The sequence below is a fragment of the Burkholderia sp. AU45274 genome (assembly GCF_030482505.1).
Taxonomy (GTDB): Bacteria; Pseudomonadota; Gammaproteobacteria; order Burkholderiales; family Burkholderiaceae; genus Burkholderia.
In genome coordinates this window covers 257,481-282,458 of the sequence record NZ_JAUJQE010000007.1, presented here as the reverse complement: position 1 = coordinate 282,458, position 24,978 = coordinate 257,481, and the positions used below count along the sequence as shown (strand labels likewise).

The following is a 24,978-nucleotide window of genomic DNA, read 5'->3' as shown; positions in this document are numbered from 1 at the left end:
ACAACCTTTCTCAAGACTGCCACGATGAAATCCTTGCATGCCATGTCGGCCGTGCTGGCCGCGCTCGCCCTGACGCCTGCCGCCCATGCCGTTACCGTTCCGTCGAACGTCGCGCTCGCGCCTCAACAGGACCTGACGCGACAGGTGCCCGCCGAAATCGAGTCGCTCGACCCCGCGCACATCGAATCGTGGACCGGCAACACGATCGGCCTCGACCTGTTCGAAGGGCTGGCCCGCATCGATGCGGCCGGCCAGGTCGTGCCGGGCGTCGCGCTGTCGTGGGAGCGCAAGTCGCCGACGACGTGGATCTTCAAGCTTCGCCATGACGCGAAGTGGAGCAACGGCCAGCCGGTGACGGCCGCCGATTTCGTCTACTCGTGGCAGCGCCTCGTCGATCCGAAGACGGGCTCGAAGTACACGATCCTCGTCGAGTTCGTGAAGAACTCGAAGGACATCATCGCAGGCAAGGCTGCGCCGTCGACGCTCGGCGTGCGCGCGATCGATCCGTACACGCTGGAAGTGACGACCGACGTGCCGGTCGCATTCTTCCCGGAACTGACGGCCATGGTGCCGCTCGCGCCGGTGAACAAGGACACGGTGACGAAGCTCGGCGACGCATGGACGCGCCCGGGCAACATCGTCAGCAACGGCGCATACCAGCTCGTCGACTGGCAGCCGAACAACCGCATCGTGATCTCGAAGGATGCGAAGTACTGGAACGCGCCGAAGGTCGTGATCAACAAGGTCACGTACTTGCCGATCGAGAGCGACGAGACGGCGATGCGCATGTACCAGGCCGGCCAGATCGACTACAGCTACTCGATCCCGTCGGGGATCTTCCAGCAGGTCAGCAAGCAGTTCGGCGGCGAACTGCGCCAGGGCCTGCAGCTCGCGACCTATTACTACTACCTGAACAACAGCGATCCGGCGCTGAAGGACAAGCGCGTGCGCCAGGCGCTGTCGATGGTGCTCGATCGCGACGTGCTGACGCAAAGGCTCACGCAGGCCGGCGAGAAGCCGATGTACGGCCTGATGCCGAGCGGCACGAAGGGCGTGCAGCCGTTCACGCCGGATTGGGCGTCGTGGCCGATGGCCAAGCGCGTCGAGACCGCGAAGAACCTGCTGAAGCAGGCCGGCTACTCGGATGCGAAGCCGCTGTCATTCACGCTGACGTACAACACCAACGACCTGCACAAGAAGGTCGCGCTGTTCGCCGCGTCGGAATGGCGCACCAAGCTCGGCGTCAATACGAAGCTCGAGAACGTCGAGTTCAAGGTGCTGATGAAGGAGCGTCATGACGGCAAGGTGCAGATCGCCCGTGACGGCTGGTTCGCCGACTACAACGACGCGATGACGTTCTTCGACCTGCTGCGCTGCGGCAGCGCGCAGAACACCGTCGGCTACTGCAACAAGCAGGCCGACGCGCTCGTCGACGAAGGCAACCAGAAGCTCGACGACAAGGCACGCGCCGCGCTGCTCACGCAGGCGCACGACATGGCGCTGAGCGACACGCCGATGGTGCCGCTGTTCCAGTACTCGGCCGATCGTCTCGTGAAGCCCTATGTGGGCGGCTACTCGCTGAAGAACGTGATCGACATGCGTGCTTCGCAGGACATGTACCTGATCAAGCACTGAGCGGAGCGATCATGCTGGCCTACGCATTGAGGCGCACGTTGTGGGCGGTGCCGACGATCCTCGCGGTCGTCACCGTCTGCTACCTGCTGCTGCACTTCACGCCCGGCGGTCCGTTCGATACGGAAAAGCAGTTGTCCGCCGCGACGCTCGCGAACCTGAACGCGAAGTACCACCTCGATCAGCCGCTGTGGAAGCAGTACCTGATGTACCTCGATTCGCTGCTGCATGGCGATCTCGGTCCGTCGTTCCGCTACGTCGACTGGTCGGTGAACGATCTCGTGAAGAAGGCGCTGCCCGTGAGCCTCGGCGTGGGCGGCGTGTCGATCCCGATCTCGATCGTGTTCGGCGTGTTGCTCGGCACCGTCGCGGCGGTGCGCCGCGACAGCTTCATCGACCGCGTCGTGATGCTGATCGGCAACGTCGGCAATGTCGTGCCGCCGTTCGTGCTCGGCCCCGTGCTCGTGTGGATCTTCGCGATCCTGCTGAAGACGTCGTCCGGCAACGGCTGGCTGCCCGCGGGCGGCTGGGGTGACGGCGGCTGGGAGTACCGGCTGCTGCCGATCGTGCTGCTGACCTTCATCAACATGTCGCTGCTCGCGCGCGTGATGCGCGGCTCGATGATCGAGACGCTGTCGAGCAACTACATCCGCACCGCGCGCGCGAAGGGCCTGCCGGGCTCGACGATCGTGCTGCGCCATGCGCTGAAGCCTGCGCTGATGCCGGTCGTGTCGCTGTTCGGCACGGTCTGCATCACGTCGATCACGGCGGCCGTCGTCACCGAATCGGTGTTCGCGCTGCCGGGGCTCGGGCAGCTCGTCGTGAACGGTGCCATCAACCGCGACTACACGCTGGTGCTCGGCCTCGTCGTGCTGACGACCGTCTGCGCGGTGCTGTTCAACCTGCTGGTCGACCTCGCGTACGCGTGGCTCGATCCGCGCATCCGTTATTGAGCGAGGCACAGCGATGACTCCGACTACTCCCGTCGTCGGCCTGCCCGTGCAGGCCGACTCGCCGCCGCGTTCGCGCTCGCCGTTCGCGCTTGCGATGGCGCGCTTCCTTCACAACCGTGCGGCCGTGTTCAGCCTCGTGCTGCTCGCGCTGATCACGCTCGCCTGTTTCGTCGGCCCGTGGCTGCTCGCGGCCGATCCTTCGGCAAGCGACTGGGGCTCGATCAGCCTGCCGCCCACCTGGGCGAACCAGCACTGGTTCGGCACCGACGAGCTCGGCCGCGACCTGCTGGTGCGCACGCTGATCGGCGGCCGCGTGTCGATCGAGGTCGGCCTGCTCGGCACGCTCGTGTCGGGCCTGTTCGGCGTCGCATGGGGCGCGACCGCGGGCTTCGCGGGCGGCCGCGTCGACTCCGTGATGATGCGCATCGTCGACATGATGTACGCGATCCCGTACCTGCTGATCGCGATCCTGATGATGACCCTGTTCGGCCGCTCGTTCATGCTGGTCGTGCTGACCATCAGCGCGTTCTCGTGGATCGACATGGCGCGCGTCGTGCGCGGCCAGACGCTGTCGCTGCGCAGCCGCGAGTTCGTCGATGCGGCACGGGCGATCGGCGTGACGCCGGCGTCGATCGTGCTGCGCCACATCGTGCCGAACCTGCTCGGCGTGGTCGTCGTGTACGCGACGGTCTCGGTGCCGGGCATCGTGCTGACCGAATCGGTGCTGTCGTTCCTCGGCCTCGGCGTGCAGGAACCGATGACGAGCTGGGGCGTGCTGATTCAGGACGGCGCGCAGAAACTGGAATCGACGCCGTGGCTGCTGCTGGCCCCGGCCGTCATGCTGTGCGTGACGCTTTACTGCGTGAACTTCGTCGGCGATGGCCTGCGTGACGCGCTCGACCCGAAGGACCGCTGAAGATGGCCGCACTGCTTGAAGTAGACAACCTCGGCGTGCGCTTCACGCGCAAGGACGCGCCGCCGGTGGACGCCGTGAGCGGCGTGTCGTTCTCGCTCGAAGCCGGCAAGACGCTCGGCATCGTCGGCGAATCGGGCTCGGGCAAGAGCCAGACCGTGATGGCGATGCTCGGCCTGCTGGCCGGCAACGGCACGACCACCGGCGCCGCGCGCTATCGCGGCGACAACCTCCTCGAGATGGATTCACGCGCGCTGAACAAGATACGCGGCGACCGGATCGCGATGATCTTCCAGGATCCGATGACGTCGCTCAATCCGTTCCTGACGATCGAGCGGCAGATGACCGAGACGCTTCAGCTGCATCGCAAGCTGTCGCGCAAGGACGCCACGAAGCGCGCGATCGAGGCGCTCGAATCGGTGCGCATTCCCGATGCAGCACGCCGCATCCGCATGTATCCGCACGAGTTCTCGGGCGGCATGCGCCAGCGCGTGATGATCGCGATGGCGCTGCTGTCCGAGCCGGAAATCCTGATCGCCGACGAGCCGACCACCGCGCTCGACGTGACCGTGCAGGCGCAGATCATCGACCTGCTGCGCGAGCTGAACCGCGAGCGCGGCACCGCGATCGTGCTGATCACGCACGACATGGGCGTGGTCGCGGGCCTCGCGGACGACGTGATGGTCATGTATGCGGGCCGCACCGTCGAATACGCGCCGGCCGATTCGATCTTCGCGGCGCCGTCGCATCCGTACACGATCGGCCTGCTCAACGCGCTGCCGCGCCTGACCGACGCGGACGATGCGCCGCTCGTCGCGATTCCCGGCAATCCGCCGATGCCCGGCACCGCGCCGGCCGGCTGCGCGTTCGCGAAGCGCTGCACGTATGCGGAAGAACGCTGCGGCGCGGCGCGCCCCGCGCTCGAAACCTATGGCGCCGTGGGCGCGGTGCGCGCGTGCCACCGCCCCGTGGCCGATCTGACGGGAGGTCTGCGATGAGCGTCAATGAACGCCGCAATACCGGCGCGACGGACGACACGCTGCTGTCCGTCGACGGTCTGAAAGTGCATTTCCGCGTGCCGCTCGGCGGCTATCCGTGGTCGCCGAAGGGGACGCTGCGCGCCGTCGACGGCGTGTCGTTCGACGTGAAACGAGGCGAGACGGTCGGGCTCGTCGGCGAATCGGGCTGCGGGAAGTCGACGCTCGCGCGCGCGCTGATCGGCCTCGTGCCGATGACGGCCGGCACGGTGAAATGGCGCGGCGAAGCCGTGGCGCCCGATCACCTGCGCGGCACCACGATGCGGCGCGAAGTGCAGATGATCTTCCAGGATCCGCTCGCGTCGCTCGATCCGCGCATGACGATCGAACAGGTGGTCGCGGAGCCGCTCGTCACGCACCAGGCCGGCCTCGGCCGCACCGAGGTGCGCCGCCGCGTCGTCACGATGCTCGAACGCGTCGGCCTGAACGCGCATCACCTGCTGCGTTATCCGCACGAATTTTCCGGCGGGCAGTGCCAGCGCGTCGGCATCGCGCGCGCGCTGATCGGCGAGCCGAAGCTCGTGATCTGCGACGAACCCGTCTCGGCGCTCGACGTGTCGATCCAGGCGCAGATCGTGAACCTGCTGCGCGACCTTCAACGCGAACTGTCGTTGTCCTATCTGTTCGTAGCGCACGATCTGGCGGTGGTGAAGGCCATCAGCCAGCGTGTGCTCGTGATGTATCTCGGCCGCGTGATGGAGTTCGGCACGCGGCATGACGTGTACGGCGTGCCGCAGCACCCGTACACGAAGGCGCTGCTCGACGCGGCGCCGACGCCGGAGCCGGCGCGCGAGCGTGCTCGCCGTCCGATGCTGCTGGCGGGCGAGATGCCCTCGCCGCTCAACCCGCCGTCCGGCTGCGCGTTCCGCACGCGCTGCCCGGTCGCGATCGACGCGTGCGCGCAGGACGTGCCGCTGCCGGAAGTTCGGCAGGGGTCGGCCGCGCGTGTCGCGTGCATCCGCGCGGGTGTGGCGTGAGCTGAAGTGACGCAGCAAACATAACCAAGGCAGGTCAACAGGGGTAGGTGCGGCGCGAACGATCTTCGCGCCGCGGGTACAGGCGCGTCTTTAATCGGGCGCGCCGGGGGGCCGGGCGCGGATCGCAACCGGCGTGGACGATATCAACACAAGACGAGAATTACGATGAAAAAACAGAAGACGATCGGGACGGCATCGAAAATGCTGCTTGCCTGGGGGCTGCCGGCACTCGCCGGTGTCTCGCTGACGGGCGTCGCGCACGCCGACGACGCGGCCCCCGCACCGCTGACGGTCGCGCAGGCCGCACCGGGCACGACCGTTGCGCAGGCAACGACCCCGAACGCCGTCATCAACGCCGAGGCGAACCAGGCCGTCACGCCGCCCGACGAGCCGTCGGCGCAGTCGCAGTCGAAGGGCTTCATCGCCGACAGCCATCTCAACTTCCTGTTCCGCAACTATGCGGACGTGCTCGACGCCAAGGGCGGGCCGCATCGCCACGCGTGGGTCCAGGGCGCGATGGCGAACTTCGAGTCGGGCTACACGACGGGCCTGATCGGTATCGGTTTCGACGCATCGCTGTATGCGGCGCTGAAGCTCGACGGCGGCCAGGGCGCGGGCAGCATGGTGCACATCGCGAAGGGCGGCGGTGGCGGCAACCAGCTCGCCTGGGCCTATCCCGGCATCTACGACGTGAAGGCGCGCATCTCGAACACGGTGGTCAAGTACGGTCTGCAGGCCGTCGACAACCCGTTCATGGAGCAGCACGACAACCGCGCGCTGCCGCCGACGTTCCTCGGTGCGACGCTCGTCAGCAATGAATTCAAGAACGTGATGCTCGAGGCCGGCAGCTTCACGAAGACCGACGCGCGTGGTCATACGACGCTCACCAACCTGACGACGCAATACGGCGGCACGCGCATCAACCGCCTGTCGTACGTCGGCGGCACGTGGGACTACTCGCCGAACGGCGAAATCGCGCTGTACGCGAACCAGGCCGACGACGTGTGGCACCAGTACTACGCGTCGGTGAAGCACAGCATCGGCAGCCCGCAGACGATCAAGTGGACGGGCTTCGGCAACGTCTACTCGACGCACGACACGGGCGACGCGCTGCAAGGCAAGATCAACAACAACGCCTACAGCCTGTCGCTGGCCGCGCAGCACGGCCCGCACGAGCTGCTGCTCGGCTTCCAGCAGGTGCTCGGCGACCAGTTCTTCGACTACTTGAACGAAACGAACGGGATCTTCCTGACCAACTCGATGGACGTCGACTACAACGCGCCGCACGAAAAGTCGCTGCAGCTGCGTTACACGTTCTACGGCAAGGAAGCGGGCCTGCCGGGCTTCAAGGCGATGGTCTGGGGCGTGACGGGCTGGGGGGCGGACGGCAGCGCGGGCGCGGCGAACGACCCGAGCAAGTCGAGCATCTACTGGAGCAACGGCGCGCCGGTGCAGGGCCGTCACCACGAGTTCGGCTTCATCCCGTCGTACACGTTCCAGAGCGGCAAGCTGAAGGACACGAAGGTCACGTTCATCGCGATGTGGCACGCCGGTTCGGCACACTACTCGGACGCGACGAACACCGAGTACCGCCTGGTCGTGAACCTGCCGCTGCACGCGTTCTGATCGCAGGGGGCGCAGGCGCCCCCGCCTCGCACGGCCGGCCTTCGATCGACGCGATCAGGCCGGCTTGTGCAGCCCCGCGACCGGATCGTTCGCAGCGGGCATGTCTTCCACGAGCGACGTGAGCTGGCGGCCCGTATCGCGCCATGCATCGAGGCCGCCGCGCAGCGCGAGCGCATCGGTGAAGCCGGCGTCGAGCAGGCGCTTCGCCATCAACGCGGCCGTGAACTCGTTCGGGCACGAGCAGTACACGACGAACTTCTGCGAGAACGGATAACGCGCGACGATGTCGCCGATCTGGCGTTCGTCGGCGAACTGCGCGCCGGGAATCGTGAACGGATCGAGCTTGCGGTGCTCGGGCGAGCGCACGTCGAGGACCACCGGCGCGGACGTATCGCGCAGCATCGCGTCGAGCTCGTCGACGCCGACCCGCGCGCTCGCGAGCTGGCGGATCAGCGCGCGGCGGCGCATCCAGCGGATCGTCGCGTACACGGCCAGCACCGCGACGGCCCCCAGCAGCGCCGCGCGGCCGAGCTGGCCCGCACCGGCGAACAGCCAGTCGATCTGGCGCGCGAACATCAGCCCGACCATCAGCCCGACGATCGTCCACAGCGCGGCGCCGAGCGCGTCGTAGCCGAGGAACGTGCGATAGCGCGTGCCGAACGCGCCGGCCATCGGCACCGACACGAGCGACAGCCCCGGAATGAAGCGCGCGACGGCGAGCACGCGCACGCCGTAGCGGCCGAAGAAGCGTTCGGTTTTCTTCACGCAGCTGTCACGCGACAGCGACAGGCGGCAGATCGTCTTCAGCGTCGTGCCGCCGAAGCGCCGGCCGGCGAGGTACCACACGGTGTCGCCGATCAGTGCGCCGAGCACCGACAGCACGACCACCGTGACCAGTTGCGAGCCGATCATCGCCGGATGCATCGCGGACATCGCGCCGAACAGCACGAGCGTCGGCATCGCGGGCACCGGCAGCCCGATGGCCGCCGCGAGCACGTTGACGAAGACGAGAAGCGGCCCGTATTGGGCGACGAGGTCGCGGAGGAGCATGACGGCTGGCCGAAAAGGAAACGCGCGCGGAAAGCACGCAGATGGGCCGATTATCGGCCTTTTTCAAGTCAGCGGCGGGAATAACGCAACGTGCGTGACGGCGGCAGGGGGCGCGGTGAGCCGGCGCGTTGCGCGCGGCTCACCGTTCGAAATCAGGAGGAGGTGCGGGCGAGTGACGCGGCGCCGTGGTTTTCGCCGGGGAGCTCGGCGCCGTGCGAGCGGATCGCCGCGATCAGTTCGGCCGGCGTGATCTCGTAGCGGACTTCGCGGTGGATGCCGGGCTTGCGTTCGTCGATCTCGATCAGCAGCACGCTCTTGCCGTCGCCGGTTGCTTCGAGCCGGAGCGAGCGCAGTTCGCGACCGTCGGTCGGGTCGTGTTCGGTGAGCAGGGTCATTGCCCCGGATGAGCCGGAAGTGCGCATCGAACCTATCCTCGTATCGTGGATGCCGTAGTGGCGAAGATGTCTTGGTTGAATACAGCTTGGCGCAGTTTAACGCGAACGGGCCGCAATTCGGAGCAATTTCGTTGGGGGGAATTGAGGGCTGAACCATTGATCCTTCTGATGTTTGAGCCGCGCGGGGCGGGCGTTTGCGCCGGATCGGGCGCAGCCGCGGCCGGCGCCTGACCGCCGCTCGCGCCCGGGCCGGCCCGGGCGGCGACACGCGGCGCAGCGCGGGTCGCCGCGGCGGCATCAGAAGCGGTCGGCGAGCCCCATCGCCGGGTCGCTGACCGAGTGCCGGCCGGTTTCGACGCGGCCGGCGACGCGGCGCGAGAAACTCGCGTCGCTGTCGGCGGTGACGATGAAGTCGTACCAGTGGCCGGTCGAGTCGAGCTTCCAGTGCAGCTCGGCCTGGTCGCCGGCGCGTACCGTGACCGTCCACGTGGTACCGGTACCGTGGCCGTGACCCTGGCCGTTGCCGTCCTCGTTGCCGTGGCCATGACCGCGATCGTCGTGCGCGCCGCGTCCGGACAGCGGCCCGTAGACCTGGTTCGACCTCACGGTGAAGCGCACCGTCCCGCCGCCGTGGTTGCGCAGCTTCAGGTGGAGGTTGCCGCTCGCGCCCGCATAGCCGACGCGAACCTCCGGCTGCGGCGCACGTGCACCGGCCAGGCGGCTGAGGTCGCCGGTGAAGCGGCGGTGATAGCCGTTCGGGCCCAGCACCCACAGGTCATATTTACCGCCGTTGTCGGCGCGCGCGGCCCAGTCGCCGTGCAGCGTCTTGCCCGGTTCGACGACGTAGCGCCGCGGCAGGCGGTCGAGGTGCAGCTTGTCATAGACGTGAAACACGGCGGCGGCGCGGCCCGTGTTCGCGAACTTCAGCGTGACCGTGCCGGTGCCGGCATCGGTACGCGCGCTGGCATGCAGTTCGTAAGGCAGCGCGCGCGACGGGCGCACGCCGGTCGCCTGCGCGGGCAGCGACGGCGCGGCCGGCGGCACGATCTTCGGCGCGGCCTGTTGCGCGGCGCTCAGCGCGTCGACCTGGCTTTTCGTCGTATGGCCCGCGAGCGTCGGCAGCGGTTCGTTGTTCGGCGAGCGGAAGTTGAACGCGCTCGTCAGGTCGCCGCACACCGCGCGGCGGTACGCGCTGATCTGCGGCTCCGCGACGCCGAAGCGCTTTTCGAGGAAGAGCAGCGTCGACGTATGGTCGAACACCTGCGAGTTGACCCAGCCGCCACGGCTCCACGGCGACACGACCCACATCGGCACGCGCGGGCCCGGGCCGTACGGACGGCCGTCGATCGCCGGCTGGCTCGACGTGGCCGGCGTGAAGTCGTGGTACTCGGCGGCGACGTCGGCGTCCCGCAGCGTATGGCCGCCCGCGAGCGTGCCGTCGGCGTTGCGCGACGGCACGGCCGGCGACGGCATGTGGTCGAAGAAGCCGTCGTTTTCGTCGTAGTTCACCAGCAGCACGGTCTTGCTCCATACCTCCGGGTTCGCCGTCAGCGCATCGAGCACGGCCTGCACGTACCAGCCGCCCTGCGCGGGGCTCGACGGCCCCGGATGTTCGCTGTACACGGACGGCGGGATGATCCACGACACCTCGGGCAGCGTGCCGTTGCGGATGTCGTCGCGGAACGATTCGAGGAAGCCGTACGGCATCGTGTTGCCGAACCCCTTCGCGAGCGGGCTCAGCGGATCGTCGATCGCCGGATCGTAGAACGCGCCGGCCGCCGTCACGGGTTGCGTGATGTCGGTCGACGCGACGTACGCGGGCCGGCGCGCGGGCGGCATCTGCTCGATCGCCGCGCGCCAGTGGCGGAAGCTCATCATCTCGTTGCAGCCGAAGTTGTCGATCAGGCTCTGGTAGACCTTCCAGTGCACGCCGGCCTGCTGCAGCCGGTCGGCGTAGGTGGTCCAGGTCCAGCCCTGGCTCGACGGGCCGATGTCGTTGCCGCCGTTGAACTGGTTGTTCAGCGCGGCGATCTTCACGCGGCTGCCGTCGGCCGGGCTGATGCCGTTCGGGCCGTTGGTGCCGCTCCAGTAGAACAGGCGGTTCGCGATCGTGCCCGTGTGCATCCCGCAGTGATAGTGGTCGCACAGCGTGAACGCATCGGCGAGCGCGCGCTGGAACGGTACTTCCGCCGCGTCGTAGTAGCCCATCGACAGCGGCGTCTTCGCGTCGGGCCAGCGGTTCATCCGGCCATGGTCCCACGCGGCCTGCGCATCGGCCCACGTGTGCGGCGTGCCGCCGGCGCGCTGCGCGTTGCCCTGGCTCGCGTCGAGGTGATACGGCGTGACGGTGGTGGCCGGCGTCGGCTTCGTGTACGTCTGGTAGAACACGTTGCGGCCGTTCGGCGACGGCACCGCGAAGCGGTCGCCGTAACCGCGCACGCCCTTGAACGTGCCGAAGTAGCTGTCGAATGCGCGGTTCTCCATCATCAGCAGCACGACGTGCTTCACGTCCTGGATGGTCCCCGTTTCGTGAAACGCGGGAATCGCGAGCGCGCGGCGGATGCTCGGCGGAAACGCGGACAGCGCGGCGGCGGCGAGGCCGGAAGTGGCGGTTTGCTGAAGGAATTTGCGGCGTGACGTCATGGCGTTCGGGTCCTGTGATGATGGGAGCGTTCGTGACTTCGTCTGGCGGCGCCCGTGCATCGCCCCCTGGGACGATTCGCGCGGCGTGTGCGTTCGAGTGCATCGGCCGCGCGTGGCGGAGGTGCGCGCATCGCGCGCGATGCGTGGTGTCGCGCGGATGCGTTGGCCGTCGCCGCGATCCCGTGCAACGCGCGCTCGTGATGCGCGGCCGGGACGTCGGCACACGCCGGCCCGGCGCATGCCGGGTTGGGCGGCGCCCAGTCTAGGGACGCGGCGTGACGTCGACGTGATGAAGACATGACATCGCATGTCGCGCGCGTGACGTTGCGTGCGCAACGATTGATCGGGAAGCGATGCGTGACGGAATGGGTCAGGAATTACCGATCGCGGCGTGAGAAATCGGTCATATTTTTCCGGTTCGCGATGGAGGGGTGTGCTCGCGCATCGTTGCGGGTGCAACGGCATCGCATGACGCCCATGTTTCAAATGCGTGAAATCGGATAAGCTCGACACGTTGCTGCGCACGTGTCGCAGCCCGCGCGACTGGCGCGACTTTTCGGAACCGGCTCACCCATGACCGACATCACGATCCGGCACAGCGAGGCGCACGACGTCGACGCGATCCGGCAAATCGCCGCGCATCCCGCGGTGTACGCGAATACGTTGCAGCATCCGTTTCCGTCGCTCGAGAAATGGCAGAAGCGGCTCGACGGCGTGCGCGAGCACGGCGTGAGCCTCGTCGCCGAAATCGACGGCGTGGTGGTCGGCCATCTCGGCCTGCATCCCGAACAGAATCCGCGCCGTCGCCATGCGGCAGGGCTCGGCATGATGGTCGACGCGGCGCGCCACGGGCGCGGCGTCGGCAGCCGGTTGCTCGCGGCCGCGATCGATCTCGCGGAAAACTGGCTGAACATCACGCGTCTCGAGCTGACCGTGTTCACCGACAACCGCGCGGCCGTCGCGCTCTACGAGAAGCATGGCTTCCGGATCGAGGGTGAATCGCCGGGCTATGCATTGCGCGATGGCGTGCATGCGTCCGTGTATCACATGGCGCGGATCAAGGCGCGGCAGTGAAGGCTCGGCCGACGCGTATCTGACAGCACGTGCGGCCGCGATGCCGCGCGTCATATTCATTCGAGAATTCGTTCGTTTTCTGCCGGCTGTGCCCGTCGTATCGTCGAAGGATTTGCCGGTCGCCTCGGCCGGCGTGCGTTTTTCCGAAACGATCATGCGCGGCGTTGCACGTCGGCAAGCTTCATCGTCATCGCTTCATGGCTGTGACTTCCCAGCCATCGCTTCGCGCGCCGCACCTTCCCGCAACCGTCTCTTTCAACGGACCCGCTTCGATGAAAACTGCTCTCCGGAATCTGACTGCCGCCTGCCTGCTCGCCGCCGCGGGTGCGGCGCTTGCCGCTGCCACGCCCACGGGCGCCCCGGCGGCGAGCGCCGCGCCTGATGGCGCGCACCTGCCGCCCGGCATCGCGTGGCAGCACGGCGACGTCGACGCCGCCTTCGCGCTGGCGAAGCGCACCGGCAAGCCGCTGCTGCTCTACTGGGGCGCGGTGTGGTGCCCGTCGTGCAACCAGGTGAAGTCGACGATCTTCAGCCAGCAGGCATTCAAGACCCGCTCGTCGTTCTTCGTGCCCGTGTATCTCGACGGCGATACCGAAAGCGCGCAGAAGCTCGGCGAGCGTTTCAAGGTGCACGGCTACCCGACGATGATCCTGTTCCGTCCCGACGGCACCGAAGTGACGCGGCTGCCGGGCGAAGCCGATCTCGATCGCTACATGCAGGCGCTGTCGCTCGGGATGACGGCCGCGCATCCGGTGCGTCAGACGCTCGCGACCGCGCTGAAGAATGGTGCGTCGCTGACGCCGGACGAATGGCGCCTGCTGGCCGACTATTCGTGGGATACCGACGGCGCGCTGCCAGTGGCGGCCGATCGCGTCGCCGAGACGCTGCAGTCGCTCGCGCAACGCGCACGCGCGGCCGGCGCGAAGGCCGAATCGGCGCGCTTTGCGCTGAAGTCGGCCGTGGTCGCCGCGTCCGACGATCCGGCGCAGGCCGGCGCGCTCGACAAGGCGGTGCTTGCCGATTCGTTGCGCACGGTGCTGCAGGATCCTGTGTTGTCGCGCGCCGACTCGGACGTGCTGGTTGCGGCGCCCGCGCGCGTGGTCGCGTATCTCGGCGGCGACGACGCGCAGCGCGCGAAATTGCGCGGCGCGTATGACACGGCCCTCGCGCGCCTGTCGACCGATACCACGCTGTCGTCGATCGACCGGCTGATGGCGCTGCACGGCCGCGTGCTGCTCGCGCGCGGCGATGCACGCAAGGGGGCACCGCTGGCCGCGCCGGCGCTGGCCGACACGGCGCGCAAGCAGATCGCCGCGTCGGTGCAGGGCGCCGCGAATGCCTACGAGCGGCAGGCGCTCGTCAGCGAAGGGGCCGACACGCTGACCGACGCGGGGCTGTACGACGAGTCGGATGCCTTGCTGAAGACCGAGCTGACGCGTTCGTCCACGCCGTACTACTTCATGTCCGGGCTGGCTGCGAATGCGAAGGCGCGCGGCGACAAGGCCGCGGCGCTCGACTGGTACCGCAAGGCCTATGACGCGGCGAGCGGGCCGGCGACGAAGCTGCGCTGGGGCGCGACCTACTTTGCGAATGCGGTCCAACTGGCGCCGGACGATTCGGCGCGCATCGAAGGGATTGCCGCGAGCGTGCTCGCGCAGGCCGACAAGACGCGCGATGCGTTCTACGGCGCGAACCTGCGCGCGCTGACCAAGGTCGTCACGCAGTTGAACCAGTGGCGCGCCAGCGGTGCACACGATGCATCGGTCAAAGCGATCGCGAAGCAGTTCGACGGTATCTGTGGGAAACTGCCCGCCGGCGATCCGCAGGCAAGCGCCTGCGCGCGCCTGATCCAGCCGGTCAAGGCATAGATCCGGTGGCACTGCGTGGGCTGTCGGGATGCCTTGCGGCGCTTGTCCCGATACCCACGAGGCCACCGACACCATGCCCCACCTGACGCTCGAATATTCCGCGAACCTCGACGGGTTCGACGCCGGCGCGACCTTGCGCGCGCTCAATGCCGCGCTTGCCGCGTCCGGTCATTTCAACGAGCTCGACATCAAGAGCCGCGCGCTGCGGTTCGATACATTCGCGGTCGGCACGTCGCCGGCGCCGCGCGCGTTCGTCCACGCGAAGCTCGCGGTGCTGAGCGGCCGGACGACCGACGTCAAACGTGAATTTTCGGAGCAGGTGCTGGCGGAACTGAAGCGGCACGTCGTTGCGCCGCCCGGCACGCACCTGCAGCTGAGCGCGGAAATACTCGAACTGGAACGCGAGTCCTACGCGAAAGCGAGCATCGAGCCGCGCTGAGCGGACGGTGCGGTGCGTGCGGCGCGAGCCGCGAACGTGGCGGTGATGCGCGCACGGCCGGCGGATTCGAAACCGGACTATTGGCCCGTGGAGTACGTGCCGCGATTGCCGTAGCCGGCGCCCGCGGCCCGCGGCGCACCCTGCTGCCGCGCGATCTTCGCCTCGGCGGCCTGAATGCTGGCCGGGTAGAACCAGTCGCTCGGCTGGAAGCCGGCCTTTCTCAGTGCAACCACTTCGGCATGAACTTCGGCGCGCGTGAGCGGCTGGCTGGTTTGCGCCTGCGCGGCGAGCGGCGCGGCGAAGACGGCGGCGAGGGCGATGGTGCGGATGAGCGGGTTCATGAGCGGATACCTCCAGGTTTTCGACGGTGCCGATCGCATGCGGTCACCGTTGAAAGCAGTGTAGGCCTCGCCCGACGCGCGAAAAATGCCGCTGCGACCAACGTAGTGTTCTGCTGCGGATAACAATGCGTGAGCCGGCGAGCGCGCGTGGGCGGCGTGCGGCAAAAGGGGGAGGAGTGGAGGCGCGGCCGGCCGCATCGACGCGGCCGGCGGGCGGCGGCCCGGAGACGGGCCGCTGCGGGGTGTTACACGAGCCCTGTCGTGTAGTACACGGCGATCACGAAGAACACCGCGAGCGTCTTGATGATCGTGACCGCGAAGATGTCGCGATACGACTCGCGGTGCGTGAGGCCCGTGACCGCGAGCAGCGTGATCACCGCGCCGTTGTGCGGCAGCGTGTCCATGCCGCCGCTGGCCATCGCGACGACCCGGTGCAGCACGTCCAGCGGGATATTCGCGGCCTGCGCACCCTTGATGAACAGGTCCGACATCGCGGCGAGCGCGATGCTCATGCCGCCCGACGCCGAGCCCGTGATACCGGCGAGCGAGCTGACCGACACGGCCGCGTTGACGAGCGGGTTCGGAATGCTCTTCAGCGCATCGCTGACGACGAGGAAGCCCGGCAGCGCGGCGATCACGCCGCCGAAGCCGTATTCCGACGCGGTGTTCATCGCGGCGAGCAGCGCACCGGCGACGGCGGCCTTCGAACCGGCCGCGAAGCGCCCGCTCACGCGCTTGAATGCGGTCAGCACGACCAGCACGATGCCGAGCAGCAGCGCGGCCTCGACCGACCAGATCGCGACGACGGTCTTGATCGACGTCGTGACCGGCGCGTGCACGCCGGGCAGCACGTCCGGCGCGACCGTGTACGACGCGGCGCCGTACCACTGCGGAATCAGCTTCGTGAACGCGAAGTTCGACACGCCGACCAGGATCAGCGGCAGGATCGCGAGCGCGGGATGCGGCAGCGACGTGGTCTCGACACGCTCCGGCTCGTTGACGAGCGACGTGCCGTAGCCTTCGCCCTTCGCCATCGCTGAACGGCGGCGCCATTCGAGATACGTGAGGCCGACGACGATGATGAACAGCGAGCCGATCGTGCCGAGCACCGGCGCGGCCCAGGCGGTCGTCTTGAAGAACGTGGTCGGGATGATGTTCTGGATCTGCGGCGTGCCGGGCAGCGAATCCATCGTGAACGAGAACGCGCCGAGCGCGATCGCGCCGGGCATCAGCCGTTTCGGGATGTTGCTCTGGCGATAGAGTTCGGCCGCGAACGGATAGACCGCGAACACCACGACGAACAGCGATACGCCGCCATAGGTGAGCAGCGCGCACACCGCGACGATCACCGCATTCGCGCGTGAGCGGCCGATGTAGCGGATCGCCGCATGGACGATCGACTCGGAGAACCCGGAGAGTTCGATCACCTTGCCGAACACTGCGCCGAGCATGAACACCGGGAAATACAGTTTGACGAAGCCGACCATCTTCTCCATGAAGATGCCGGAGAAGACCGGCGCGACGGCGGCGGGTTCGGTCAGGAGCACCGCGCCGAGCGCGGCGATCGGCGCGAACAGGATCACGCTGTAGCCGCGATACGCGGCGAACATCAGGAACGCCAGCGCGGCGAGGACGATCACGAAAGACAAGGGAGTCTCCTAATGGCTTTGGTTGTTGTTCGATCGCGGGACGCGCCGCGGACCGGCTCAGGTTCGTGCAGGTTTCGTGCCATCGGCCGGATTGCGCCGCCGGACATGGGTCCGCCGGAGACTGGCGGGCCCGCGCCGGTCGTTGTCTGAGGATTCTACATAAAACGTCTCCATCCGGAGACGAAATGGCCGTCCGGCCAGCCCGTGGAATCGGGCAGGCTTTCCTGGGCAACGTGTTGCGGCGTGTCTCCAGAGTGAGATAATCCGTCTCGTTCCGGAGACAGCCGGCCCAAAATACACGGAGACGACGACACGATGATGAATGACTGGGCCCGCCTGCCCGTCAACTACGGCGACGTGCTGCGGCGCGCCGCCGAGTCGCTGTTCCGGACCTTCGAGGATTCGAGCGCGGGCACGGTGGTCGTCGACCGCGATGCGCGTGTGGTGTGGATGAACGAGCGGTACGCGGCGCGCTTCGGTTTCGCCGATCCGCAGCAGGCCGTCGGCCTCGACTGCGAGGCCGTGATCCCGAACAGCCTGATGCGCGAGGTCGTGTCGACCGGGCAGCCGATCCTGCTCGACATCATGGAGACGGGCCGCGAGCCGCTCGTCGTCACGCGCCTGCCGCTGAAGAACGAGGCCGGCGAGACGGTCGGCGCGATCGGCTTCGCGCTGTTCGACCAGTTGAAGACGCTCACGCCGATCTTTTCCCGCTACGCACAGCTGCAGCAGCAGCTGATCGCGACGCAGCGTTCGCTCGCGCAGGCGCGCCGCGCGAAATACACGTTCGCGAGCTTCGTCGGCACGAGCGCCGCGAGCCTCGAAACCAAGCGCCAGGCGCGCCGCGCCGCGCAGGTCGATTCGCCGGTGCTGCTGCTCGGCGAGACGGGCACCGGCAAGGAACTGCTTGCGCATGCGATTCACGCGGCGTCGGCGCGCGCGCTCCAGCCGCTCGTGACCGTCAACGTCGCCGCGATTCCCGACACGCTGCTCGAAACCGAGTTCTTCGGCGCGGCGCCCGGCGCATACACGGGCGCCGATCGCAAGGGGCGCATCGGCAAGTTCGAGCTGGCCGATCGCGGCACGCTGTTTCTCGACGAGATCGGCGACATGCCGCTGCCGCTGCAGGGCAAGCTGCTGCGCGTGCTGCAGGACAAGGAATTCGAGCCGGTCGGCTCGAACCGGATCGTGCGCGCCGACGTCCGGATCATCGCGGCGACGAGCGCCGACCTGCCGGCGCTGGTCGCGGCCGGGCGTTTTCGCGCGGATCTCTATTACCGGCTGAACGTGCTGACGATCCACGCGCCGCCGCTGCGCGAGCGCGCGTCCGACATCGCGGCGCTCGTCTACGCGACGCTCGAGGAGTTGGCCGCGCAGCACGGGCGCGCCGCCCATTGCGAGCTGACCGACGATGCGCTGCGGATGCTGTGTGCGTATCCGTGGCCGGGCAACGTGCGCGAGTTGCGCAACACGCTCGAACGCGCGTTGATGCTGTCGGACCGATCGGTGATCGATGCGCGCGCGCTCGCGCCGTTCCTTGGGCCGGTGCGCGTCTCGACGGACGGGGCCGCACCCGCGCAGCCGCTGGCCGTGGCACCGGTCGAACGGCGCGCGGGCGAGCAGCCTGCTGCGCCGGCCGCTTCGTATGCCGACGCATTGGCGGCGTGGGAGCGCCAGTTCCTGACCGATGCGCTGGCGGCCTGCGACGGGAAGGTGGTGGAAGCGGCCGCGCGCATCGGGATCGGCCGCGCGACGCTGTACAAGAAACTGGCGGCGCTGGGCATCGACCGGTAAGCCAGACGGCCAAACGTGCGCGCTCGGGCGTGAAGCATCGAACAGGAGATCACGATGAAACGGATCGGCATCGCAGGGTGGCTGACCATGTTGCTGGCGACCGCTGCGTTCGCGCAGTCCGGCGACACCGATGCGCCCGAGGCGCGGCGCAACTGGTACAACGATCCGTTCATCGCGCTGTCGCGGGACGTGGCCGAATGCCCGTTGCCGCTCGGCCCGTGGATGACCCGGGCCGAGATGACGGACGACGCGCATTACCGCGCCGAACGCGGCACCACCTGCTGGCTCGCGCATCGCTGCACGAAGCCGAATTCCTATATGTATGACGCACCGATCGCCGATGCCGTGAAGGCGCACTTCGCCGGCTCCGATCGGCTGCATGGCACGAGCCTGTGGATCACCGTGCAGCGACGTTTCATTTACGTCGAAGGATGTGCGGATACGGCGTTCGATCAGCCGGCGTTGCAGCGCGAACTCGAGGCGCTTCCGGACGTCGAGCAGGTGTTCGTTCGCATCACCGACGATCCACGCAAGCGCTTGCCGTACAAGGCGCGCGGGCAACCCGGCCGTACGCCGAACTGACGGCCGAAGGGCCGCGCATGGCATACTCGCGACATTCAAAAAAAGGTTGACGGGAACCACAATGAAACACATGCTTGCGTCGGTCTGTCGGCGGCCTCGGGCGGCCGTTGTCTTGGCTCTGGTTGCAGGGCTCGGCGGGTGTGGCGGCAGCGCACCGCTGTTCACTTCGGACGGGCGTCCGACTACCCAGGTGCAATGCACCGGTAGCGACTGGAGCAATTGCACCGACAACGCGCGGGCGATCTGCAACGGCGATTTCGAAGTGATTCAGCAATCGAGAGATGACGCCACGCGAAATCTTCTCTTCGCGTGCAAGAAAAAGAGCGGTTATTGATCCCGAGATAACCGGCTGAGGAGACCACGATCGGGCGAAGCGTTTTTCTGTTGGCTGAGCGTCATCTATTTTTCACGAATAACACTCACGGAGTCCCATCCATATGGCGACCTACAGGCAACTGAGCGCGCAGCTCGAACGGCTTCAGCAAAAGATCGACAAGGAACGTGAAAAGGCGATTGCCGATGCGATTGCCGATATCCGCGCGAAAATCGAGGAATACGACATTACGCCGGAAGAGCTCGGGTTTCGTCCGGTAGGCGCGGCCGCTGGCGCAACCAAGCCGAAGCGCGTGTCGCCGCCGAAATATTTGAACCCGAAGACGGGTGAAACCTGGAGTGGCCGCGGGCGCTCGCCGACCTGGCTCGGCAAGAATCGCGAGCGTTTCCTGATCAAGGACTGACTCCCGAAAAACCTCACCTTTCGCGTACTGACTGACGGTGCGAACGGCCATGCGGCCGCCGCACCGTTTTGTTTTTGTGCATTTCCGGCGCGATTCCCGATGGCGTATTGAACTGCGACGCCGCGCAATTAACGGATCCCGTTTTGCGAATTCGCTGCGATTCGCCGGGATATCGCGGCGAATTCCGGTAAACAGCCGCGCAATTGCGCAGCGCATGCGCATTGGCCTGCGCCATTCTCGTGGTGCACGCGTGCTGCGAATTCCGATCACCTTTCGCGTGTTGGCGCGTGGCGCCGTGCAATTCCCGAAGAGTCTCACCATGGCTCCTGTAAATCCTCACCTTTGACGAAGTGGACGCAGCGTCGCGCTGCACGCCTGCACCGTGTGCGCCGAGCGGATGTGCTCGGCCGGCGCGCGGCGATGGCTTCCGTACTGGTGTTGCAGGCCCATGATGCGAGCGTTGACGTGGGTCGAACAGTCGGCCGTTCGGCATATAGGCAGCCGCATGCGCTTCGCCTATGCTTGGGGTTCGCGTCGATCGGCGTATGGCCTGCCCGTGCCGCATGCCGATCGGGTCGTCTTTCGTTACCGCAGGGAGCCGATGTGACCGTTCGCCATCTCGATGCGTTGTTCCAGCCCAAGTCCGTTGCGGTCGTCGGCGCGTCGTCGCGCGCGGGCAGTATCGGCGCGATGGTGTGGTCGCGCGTGCTCGACGGTGGATTCGAGGGGCCCGTGTGGCCCGTCAATCCGAAGTATCGTGAGCTGCACGGGCATCCGGTCGTTGCCGATGTCGACCGGTTGCCCGCGCCGCCATCGGTGGCCGTGATCTGCACGCCGCCCGCGGCCTGGGCCGGCATCGTGCGCAAGCTCGGCGAGCTCGGCACGCGCGTTGCGGTGATCGTCGGCGAGGCGCGCACCGATGCGGATCGCACCGCGCTCGATCGCACGCTGAAGGCGGCGAAGCCGTTCGTGCTCCGTATCGTCGGGCCGGGCAGCCTCGGCGTGCTGTCGCCTGCACGGCACGCGCATTTCGGCGCGCCGGCCTACACGGCACGATCGGGCGGCGTCGCGTGGGTGTCGCAATCGAACGCGCTGACGAACGCGGTGCTCGGCTGGGCCGATGCACGGGGCCTCGGCTTTTCGCACGTCGTCGCGCTCGGCGGCGAGTCCGACGTCGATGCGGGCGACGTGCTCGATTATCTCGCGAGCGATCCCGGCACGCGCGCGATCCTGCTCGAACTCGATACCGTGCGCGCCGCGCGCAAGTTCATGTCGGCCGCGCGCGCGGCCGCACGCAACAAGCCGGTGCTCGCATTGCGCACCGGCCGCGCCGATCCCGGCGACGCGCTCTATACGGCGGCGTTCCAGCGCGCGGGGATGGTGCGGGTGGATGCGCTCGACGATCTGCTCGACGAGATCGAGACGCTCGGCGTCGGCCGCGTCACGGCGCGCGGCGCGGCCACGCTCGTGACGAGCGACGCGGGTGTCGCGAAACTCGCGGTCGATGCGGTGGCCGAGGTGCGCGATGTGCTGACCGACTGGTCGCCCGCGGCCACGTCGGCGGTGTCGGCGGCGCTGCCGCATCTTGCATCGCCCGGCAATCCGCTGACGCTGGGCGACGATGCGCGCCCCGAGCATTTCGCCGCGGCGGTCAAGGCGCTCGCACCGTTCCCGCAAACGGGCACGCTGTTCGTCGTCCATTCGACTTCCCACAGCGCGCCGGCCGATGCGGTTGCGCATACGCTGATCGAATCACGGCAGTACGCGCATCGCGGCATCCTCGCGTGTTTCTTCGGCGCGGTCGATGCGGCGACGCGCGATGCGCTGCACGCGAACGGCATTCCGGTGCACACCACGCCGCAGCGGCTCGCGCGCGCGTATGCGCGTCTCGTCGACTACAACCTCGGGCGGCAACTGCTGATGCAAACGCCCGAGGGTACGCCGCTGCAGCCGGCCGAGTGCGTGGCATCCGCGCAGGCCGACGCGCGCCGGATGGTCGAAGCCGGCCAGCATGAACTGACCGGCGAAGCCGCGCTGCGCTGGCTGTCTCATTTTGGCCTGCAGGGCGAGCCTGCCGTCGAGCCGGCTGGAAAGAAAGTCGTCGATGTCACCGTCGACATGTACGACGATTCGAACTTCGGCCCGGTGTTTCGCTATGCCGTGCCGCCCGCGGACGGCGTATCGGCGCCGTTCGTCGTCTATGGCCTGCCACCGCTGAACACCGTGCTTGCCCGCGCGGTGATGGAGCGCTCGCCGTATGCACGCAGCACACCCGTCGAGCCGACGCTCGACGCGTTGACGGCGCTGTCGCAGGTCGTCTGCGACGTGCGTGAAGTCGTTGCGATGTCGGTCACGCTGCGCGTGCTGTCCGACCGCGCGCACGTGATCGCGCCGCGCATCACGCTGGCCGCGGGGCGCAGCCGGCTCGCGATCATGCCGTATCCGCGCCACCTCGAGCAGACGCTTGAGTGGCGCGGCGAGACGGTGACGATCCGCCCGATCCGTCCGGAAGACGAGGCCGCGCACAACGAACTGCTCGGCGCGATGACGCCGGAGGATCTGCGGATGCGTTTCTTCGGCGCGGTGCGCAGCTTCGATCATTCGCAGGTCGCGCGCATGACGCAGATCGATTACGACCGTGAGATGGCCTTCATCGTATCGTTCACCGATGTGTCGGGGCGCGACCACACGCTCGCGGTGGCGCGCGCGGTGGCCGATCCCGACAACGAGACGGCGGAGTTCGCGATCGCGGTACGACCCGATCAGAAGGGCAAGGGGCTTGGCCGGCTGATGATGACGCGCATCATCGACTACGCGCGCTCGCGCGGAACCGCCTGGATGGTGGGCGAGGCACTGCGCGAGAACACGGCGATGATCTCGCTGGCGAAGGCGTGCGGGTTCGCGGTGTCGACGACGGAGGAGCCTGGCGTCGTGGGCTTCAGGATGAAGTTGCAGCCGTAGCGTCTGTCGGTGGCCCGACGCGCGGAGGCGTTGCATGCGGTGGATGTCTCCGGCCTCCCGGCATGTTCCGAATGTTCCCGGTCAGGAATGCAGAGCATTCGAGCCTGCGTCGCGAGCGAAGCAACCGCGAACGTGTCGGCGCCTGTTCGCACCGGAAATATCGACGCGCAAATGGCACCGATCCGGCACCGCGAGACGCGTACCGCTTGCCGCGATATCCGCCCCGCAGCGCTGTTTCAGGCAAGGTGTCCGCACGCATTTACCGTCGCATTCCACCTTCGAAAATTCGAACTTGCCCAAAAGGTGAGATTTTTCGGGAGCTGTCGGTGAGCTTCTCCGGGAAGGTTGGGGTGAGTCGATACGGGAGCGCTTGGTGAGCCGATACAGGAGCACTCGGTGAGCCTTCCCGGGAATGGCCGGTGAGCACCTGCGGGAGCCGCCGGTGAGCCTTTCCGGGGCGCATGGGTGAGGAACTGCGGGAAGTGTCGGTGAGGACATCCGGGACGCTTGGGTGAGGGTCTCCAGGAGCCTGGGTGAGCTTTTTCGGGAGGGTTGGGTGAGCGCTTGCGGGACGCAAAGGTGAGGCTTTTCGGGAGCGTCCGGATGCACGTCTCCCGCAAGCGCAACGCCGGCCTGGGCCGGTGTCATGCGGGGTGCGGGCACGCATGAACCGTGCCCGTGGCTACATTCAGGCAGCGAGTTTCGACGCCGCGTCGTTCACCTGGTCGCGCGAAATCGCGAGTTCCTCGAGGTGCGGATCGGCATAGACGGCGCCGGTTTCGCGCTCGAGGCGGGCGATCGTCAGCGCACAGCGCGCGGTGTCCTTCGGCATTGCGATGAAGCGCTTGACCGATTCGCCGGACGTGAATGCTTCGAACAGCGCGCCGCGCACGTCGTCCGGAAGCGTCTTGGTCCACTGGTACGGCTTGCCGTTGAACGTGATCGACGGCGGCAGCGTGCGTTCCTTCTTGGTCGCCGTGATGAGCCCGTAGGTGCGGGCCGCGTCGCCGATCTGCTCGGGCGAGAAGAGTTCGTCGGGCGTGATGTCGAACTGCTCGATGTAGCTCTCGATCGCCTGCATTGCAGCGGTACGATCGTCGCGCTTCTTCTGCGCGCGCGCGACGATATCGCGCAGCTCGTCCGCCTCTTCGGGCGTGATCGTGAAGCTTGCCTGCTTCTGCTGAAGTTCGGAGAAACGCTGGAATTCTTGATCGTTCAGAAGTTTGGCCATGACATCCATCGGACACGACGGCCGCGACAACCGGCCGCCGTAGTTTTTGAGAGGGCCGCTATTTTAGCGTAGCGCCGTGGGCGCACGATATGGCACCGTGCATCGCGCTCCGCAGAGGGGTTGCGCGCGACCGGGGGCAACGCGATAGCGCCGCCCCCGGTGCGCTCCGCCGGGCCTGCGCGTCAGCAGGTCTCGTCGCGGCACATCGACAGATGGGCGGCTGTCTCGCGCACCCCTTCGACGACCGTGTCGACGGACGGCGCCATATGCGCATCGATCCGGCGCATGTACGGGCAGGTGAGCACCGCGATCGCATGGCCGGACGGCCCGAGGATCGGTGCGCTCAGGTCGGTCACGCCGTACGCCTGGCGGCTGTCCTCGCGCAGGTAGCCGTCCTGCCGGATGGACTGGCACGCATACGCGAGTTCCTGCTCGTTCAATGGCGCTTCGCCCTTGACCTTGCGGTGCTCGGCGAGCATGTGCGCGCGCTGCTCGGCACCCTGGAACGCCAGCATCACGCGCCCCGATGCCGTATCGACGAGCCCGACACGCGAGCCGAGCCGGACCGACACGCCCCACGGGCCGGGCCCGTCGACCTGCGCGATCACGAGCAGGTTGCCGCGATCGTAGACGGACAGGTGACACGATTGCTCGGAGGCATCGGCGAAACGCTGCATCGGCGGCAACGCCTCGGCGATCAGCCGGCTCATCGGCGGATGGCGGTGCGCGAGCGAGAACAGCTTGAGGCTGAGCGTGTAGCGGTCGCCGCCGGTCGAGCGCATCACGTAGCGGCGCGCGACGAGGCGTTCGAGCATCCGGTAGATCTCGCTCGCGTTGCGGCCGAGTTCCTTCGTGATTTCGGTGCGGGTGAGGCCTTCTTTCTGCTCCGACAGGAGTTCGAGAATGTCGAGACCCTTGTCGAGCGCGGGTGCGCGATAGCGGTCGATTGCGCCCATCGATTCCCGTGCGTCGCAGCCGGGAAGCAGGTCGTTGGTTGTTTGCATTGTCGGTGTGAAGTTGGGGGATTACTTTCGATCGATTGGCGACGCACGCTGACCGATTCTGCAACACGCTTG

Annotated in this window: 21 protein-coding genes; 14 read left to right on the top strand and 7 right to left on the bottom strand. The window is 67.4% G+C overall.

Annotated elements, in window-relative coordinates; translation table 11 throughout:
* The first annotated feature begins 24 nt into the window (after nucleotides 1–24).
* The 6 genes from QZM35_RS25300 to QZM35_RS25275 all read left to right on the top strand — a co-directional run bounded on the left by QZM35_RS25300 (nucleotide 25) and on the right by QZM35_RS25275 (nucleotide 7,138).
* Nucleotides 25–1,635: a peptide ABC transporter substrate-binding protein gene (locus tag QZM35_RS25300; RefSeq protein WP_089428816.1), complete on the top strand. Its 1,611-nt coding sequence runs from the start codon at nucleotides 25–27 to the stop codon at nucleotides 1,633–1,635.
* Between the two features lie 11 nt (nucleotides 1,636–1,646).
* Nucleotides 1,647–2,585 (top strand): ABC transporter permease subunit, encoded by a 939-nt coding sequence (locus QZM35_RS25295; RefSeq protein ID WP_089428817.1) that lies wholly within the window; start codon nucleotides 1,647–1,649, stop codon nucleotides 2,583–2,585.
* Nucleotides 2,586–2,598: 13 nt separating this feature from the next.
* Complete coding sequence (locus QZM35_RS25290) at nucleotides 2,599–3,501, top strand: ABC transporter permease (RefSeq protein ID WP_089428818.1); 903 nt, start codon at nucleotides 2,599–2,601, stop codon at nucleotides 3,499–3,501.
* 2 nt (nucleotides 3,502–3,503) lie between these two features.
* Nucleotides 3,504–4,496, top strand: a complete 993-nt coding sequence (locus QZM35_RS25285) for an ABC transporter ATP-binding protein (RefSeq protein ID WP_089428819.1) — start codon at nucleotides 3,504–3,506, stop codon at nucleotides 4,494–4,496.
* Nucleotides 4,493–5,512 carry an ABC transporter ATP-binding protein gene (locus QZM35_RS25280; protein WP_179255115.1) on the top strand — a complete coding sequence of 340 codons (1,020 nt, stop codon included), beginning with the start codon at nucleotides 4,493–4,495 and terminating at the stop codon, nucleotides 5,510–5,512. Before QZM35_RS25285 ends, QZM35_RS25280 begins: the two co-directional genes overlap by 4 nt.
* 165 nt (nucleotides 5,513–5,677) lie before the next feature.
* Nucleotides 5,678–7,138, top strand: a complete 1,461-nt coding sequence (locus tag QZM35_RS25275; protein ID WP_039349592.1) for an OprD family porin — start codon at nucleotides 5,678–5,680, stop codon at nucleotides 7,136–7,138.
* A 54-nt stretch (nucleotides 7,139–7,192) separates the two neighbouring features.
* On the opposite strand, the gene QZM35_RS25270 is transcribed toward QZM35_RS25275, so the two are convergent.
* The 3 genes from QZM35_RS25270 to QZM35_RS25260 form a co-directional block, all read right to left on the bottom strand.
* Nucleotides 7,193–8,188 (bottom strand): DedA family protein/thiosulfate sulfurtransferase GlpE, encoded by a 996-nt coding sequence (locus QZM35_RS25270; RefSeq protein ID WP_301777014.1) that lies wholly within the window; start codon nucleotides 8,186–8,188, stop codon nucleotides 7,193–7,195.
* Between the two features lie 152 nt (nucleotides 8,189–8,340).
* The gene (locus QZM35_RS25265) at nucleotides 8,341–8,610 is read right to left on the bottom strand and encodes a hypothetical protein (protein WP_089428821.1); all 270 of its coding nucleotides are present in this window, start codon (nucleotides 8,608–8,610) and stop codon (nucleotides 8,341–8,343) included.
* 270 nt (nucleotides 8,611–8,880) lie between these two features.
* The gene (locus QZM35_RS25260) at nucleotides 8,881–11,226 is read right to left on the bottom strand and encodes a phosphocholine-specific phospholipase C (RefSeq protein WP_089433486.1); all 2,346 of its coding nucleotides are present in this window, start codon (nucleotides 11,224–11,226) and stop codon (nucleotides 8,881–8,883) included.
* 573 nt (nucleotides 11,227–11,799) lie between these two features.
* Between QZM35_RS25260 and QZM35_RS25255 the strand changes: the two genes are divergently transcribed.
* From QZM35_RS25255 to QZM35_RS25245, 3 genes are all read left to right on the top strand, one after another.
* Nucleotides 11,800–12,300: a GNAT family N-acetyltransferase gene (locus QZM35_RS25255; protein ID WP_301777013.1), complete on the top strand. Its 501-nt coding sequence runs from the start codon at nucleotides 11,800–11,802 to the stop codon at nucleotides 12,298–12,300.
* Between the two features lie 272 nt (nucleotides 12,301–12,572).
* Complete coding sequence (locus tag QZM35_RS25250; protein ID WP_301777012.1) at nucleotides 12,573–14,168, top strand: thioredoxin family protein; 1,596 nt, start codon at nucleotides 12,573–12,575, stop codon at nucleotides 14,166–14,168.
* A gap of 73 nt (nucleotides 14,169–14,241) precedes the next feature.
* Complete coding sequence (locus QZM35_RS25245; protein WP_046548726.1) at nucleotides 14,242–14,607, top strand: 5-carboxymethyl-2-hydroxymuconate Delta-isomerase; 366 nt, start codon at nucleotides 14,242–14,244, stop codon at nucleotides 14,605–14,607.
* Nucleotides 14,608–14,684: 77 nt separating this feature from the next.
* On the opposite strand, the gene QZM35_RS25240 is transcribed toward QZM35_RS25245, so the two are convergent.
* Nucleotides 14,685–14,948 (bottom strand): DUF4148 domain-containing protein, encoded by a 264-nt coding sequence (locus tag QZM35_RS25240; protein ID WP_089433560.1) that lies wholly within the window; start codon nucleotides 14,946–14,948, stop codon nucleotides 14,685–14,687.
* Between the two features lie 245 nt (nucleotides 14,949–15,193).
* Nucleotides 15,194–16,597: a GntP family permease gene (locus QZM35_RS25235; protein ID WP_089428826.1), complete on the bottom strand. Its 1,404-nt coding sequence runs from the start codon at nucleotides 16,595–16,597 to the stop codon at nucleotides 15,194–15,196.
* 315 nt (nucleotides 16,598–16,912) lie between these two features.
* On the opposite strand from QZM35_RS25235, the gene QZM35_RS25230 reads away from it, so the two are divergent.
* The 5 genes from QZM35_RS25230 (at nucleotide 16,913) to QZM35_RS25210 (ending at nucleotide 22,671) form a co-directional block, all read left to right on the top strand.
* A complete protein-coding gene (locus QZM35_RS25230; RefSeq protein WP_089433482.1) occupies nucleotides 16,913–18,391 on the top strand; it encodes a sigma-54-dependent Fis family transcriptional regulator in 1,479 nt (492 codons plus the stop codon).
* A 54-nt stretch (nucleotides 18,392–18,445) separates the two neighbouring features.
* Nucleotides 18,446–18,973 (top strand): BON domain-containing protein, encoded by a 528-nt coding sequence (locus QZM35_RS25225; RefSeq protein WP_089433481.1) that lies wholly within the window; start codon nucleotides 18,446–18,448, stop codon nucleotides 18,971–18,973.
* Nucleotides 18,974–19,034: 61 nt separating this feature from the next.
* Nucleotides 19,035–19,307, top strand: coding sequence for a hypothetical protein (locus QZM35_RS25220; protein WP_089428829.1), 273 nt, complete (start codon nucleotides 19,035–19,037; stop codon nucleotides 19,305–19,307).
* Nucleotides 19,308–19,410: 103 nt separating this feature from the next.
* The gene (locus QZM35_RS25215; protein ID WP_089433480.1) at nucleotides 19,411–19,710 is read left to right on the top strand and encodes an H-NS family nucleoid-associated regulatory protein; all 300 of its coding nucleotides are present in this window, start codon (nucleotides 19,411–19,413) and stop codon (nucleotides 19,708–19,710) included.
* A 603-nt stretch (nucleotides 19,711–20,313) separates the two neighbouring features.
* Nucleotides 20,314–22,671: a GNAT family N-acetyltransferase gene (locus QZM35_RS25210; RefSeq protein WP_301777070.1), complete on the top strand. Its 2,358-nt coding sequence runs from the start codon at nucleotides 20,314–20,316 to the stop codon at nucleotides 22,669–22,671.
* 688 nt (nucleotides 22,672–23,359) lie between these two features.
* Here QZM35_RS25210 and QZM35_RS25205 read toward each other — a convergent pair.
* Both QZM35_RS25205 and QZM35_RS25200 read right to left on the bottom strand, forming a co-directional pair.
* Complete coding sequence (locus QZM35_RS25205) at nucleotides 23,360–23,911, bottom strand: hypothetical protein (RefSeq protein WP_039349620.1); 552 nt, start codon at nucleotides 23,909–23,911, stop codon at nucleotides 23,360–23,362.
* Between the two features lie 173 nt (nucleotides 23,912–24,084).
* A complete protein-coding gene (locus QZM35_RS25200; RefSeq protein WP_089433478.1) occupies nucleotides 24,085–24,906 on the bottom strand; it encodes an IclR family transcriptional regulator in 822 nt (273 codons plus the stop codon).
* Nucleotides 24,907–24,978 lie beyond the last annotated feature (72 nt).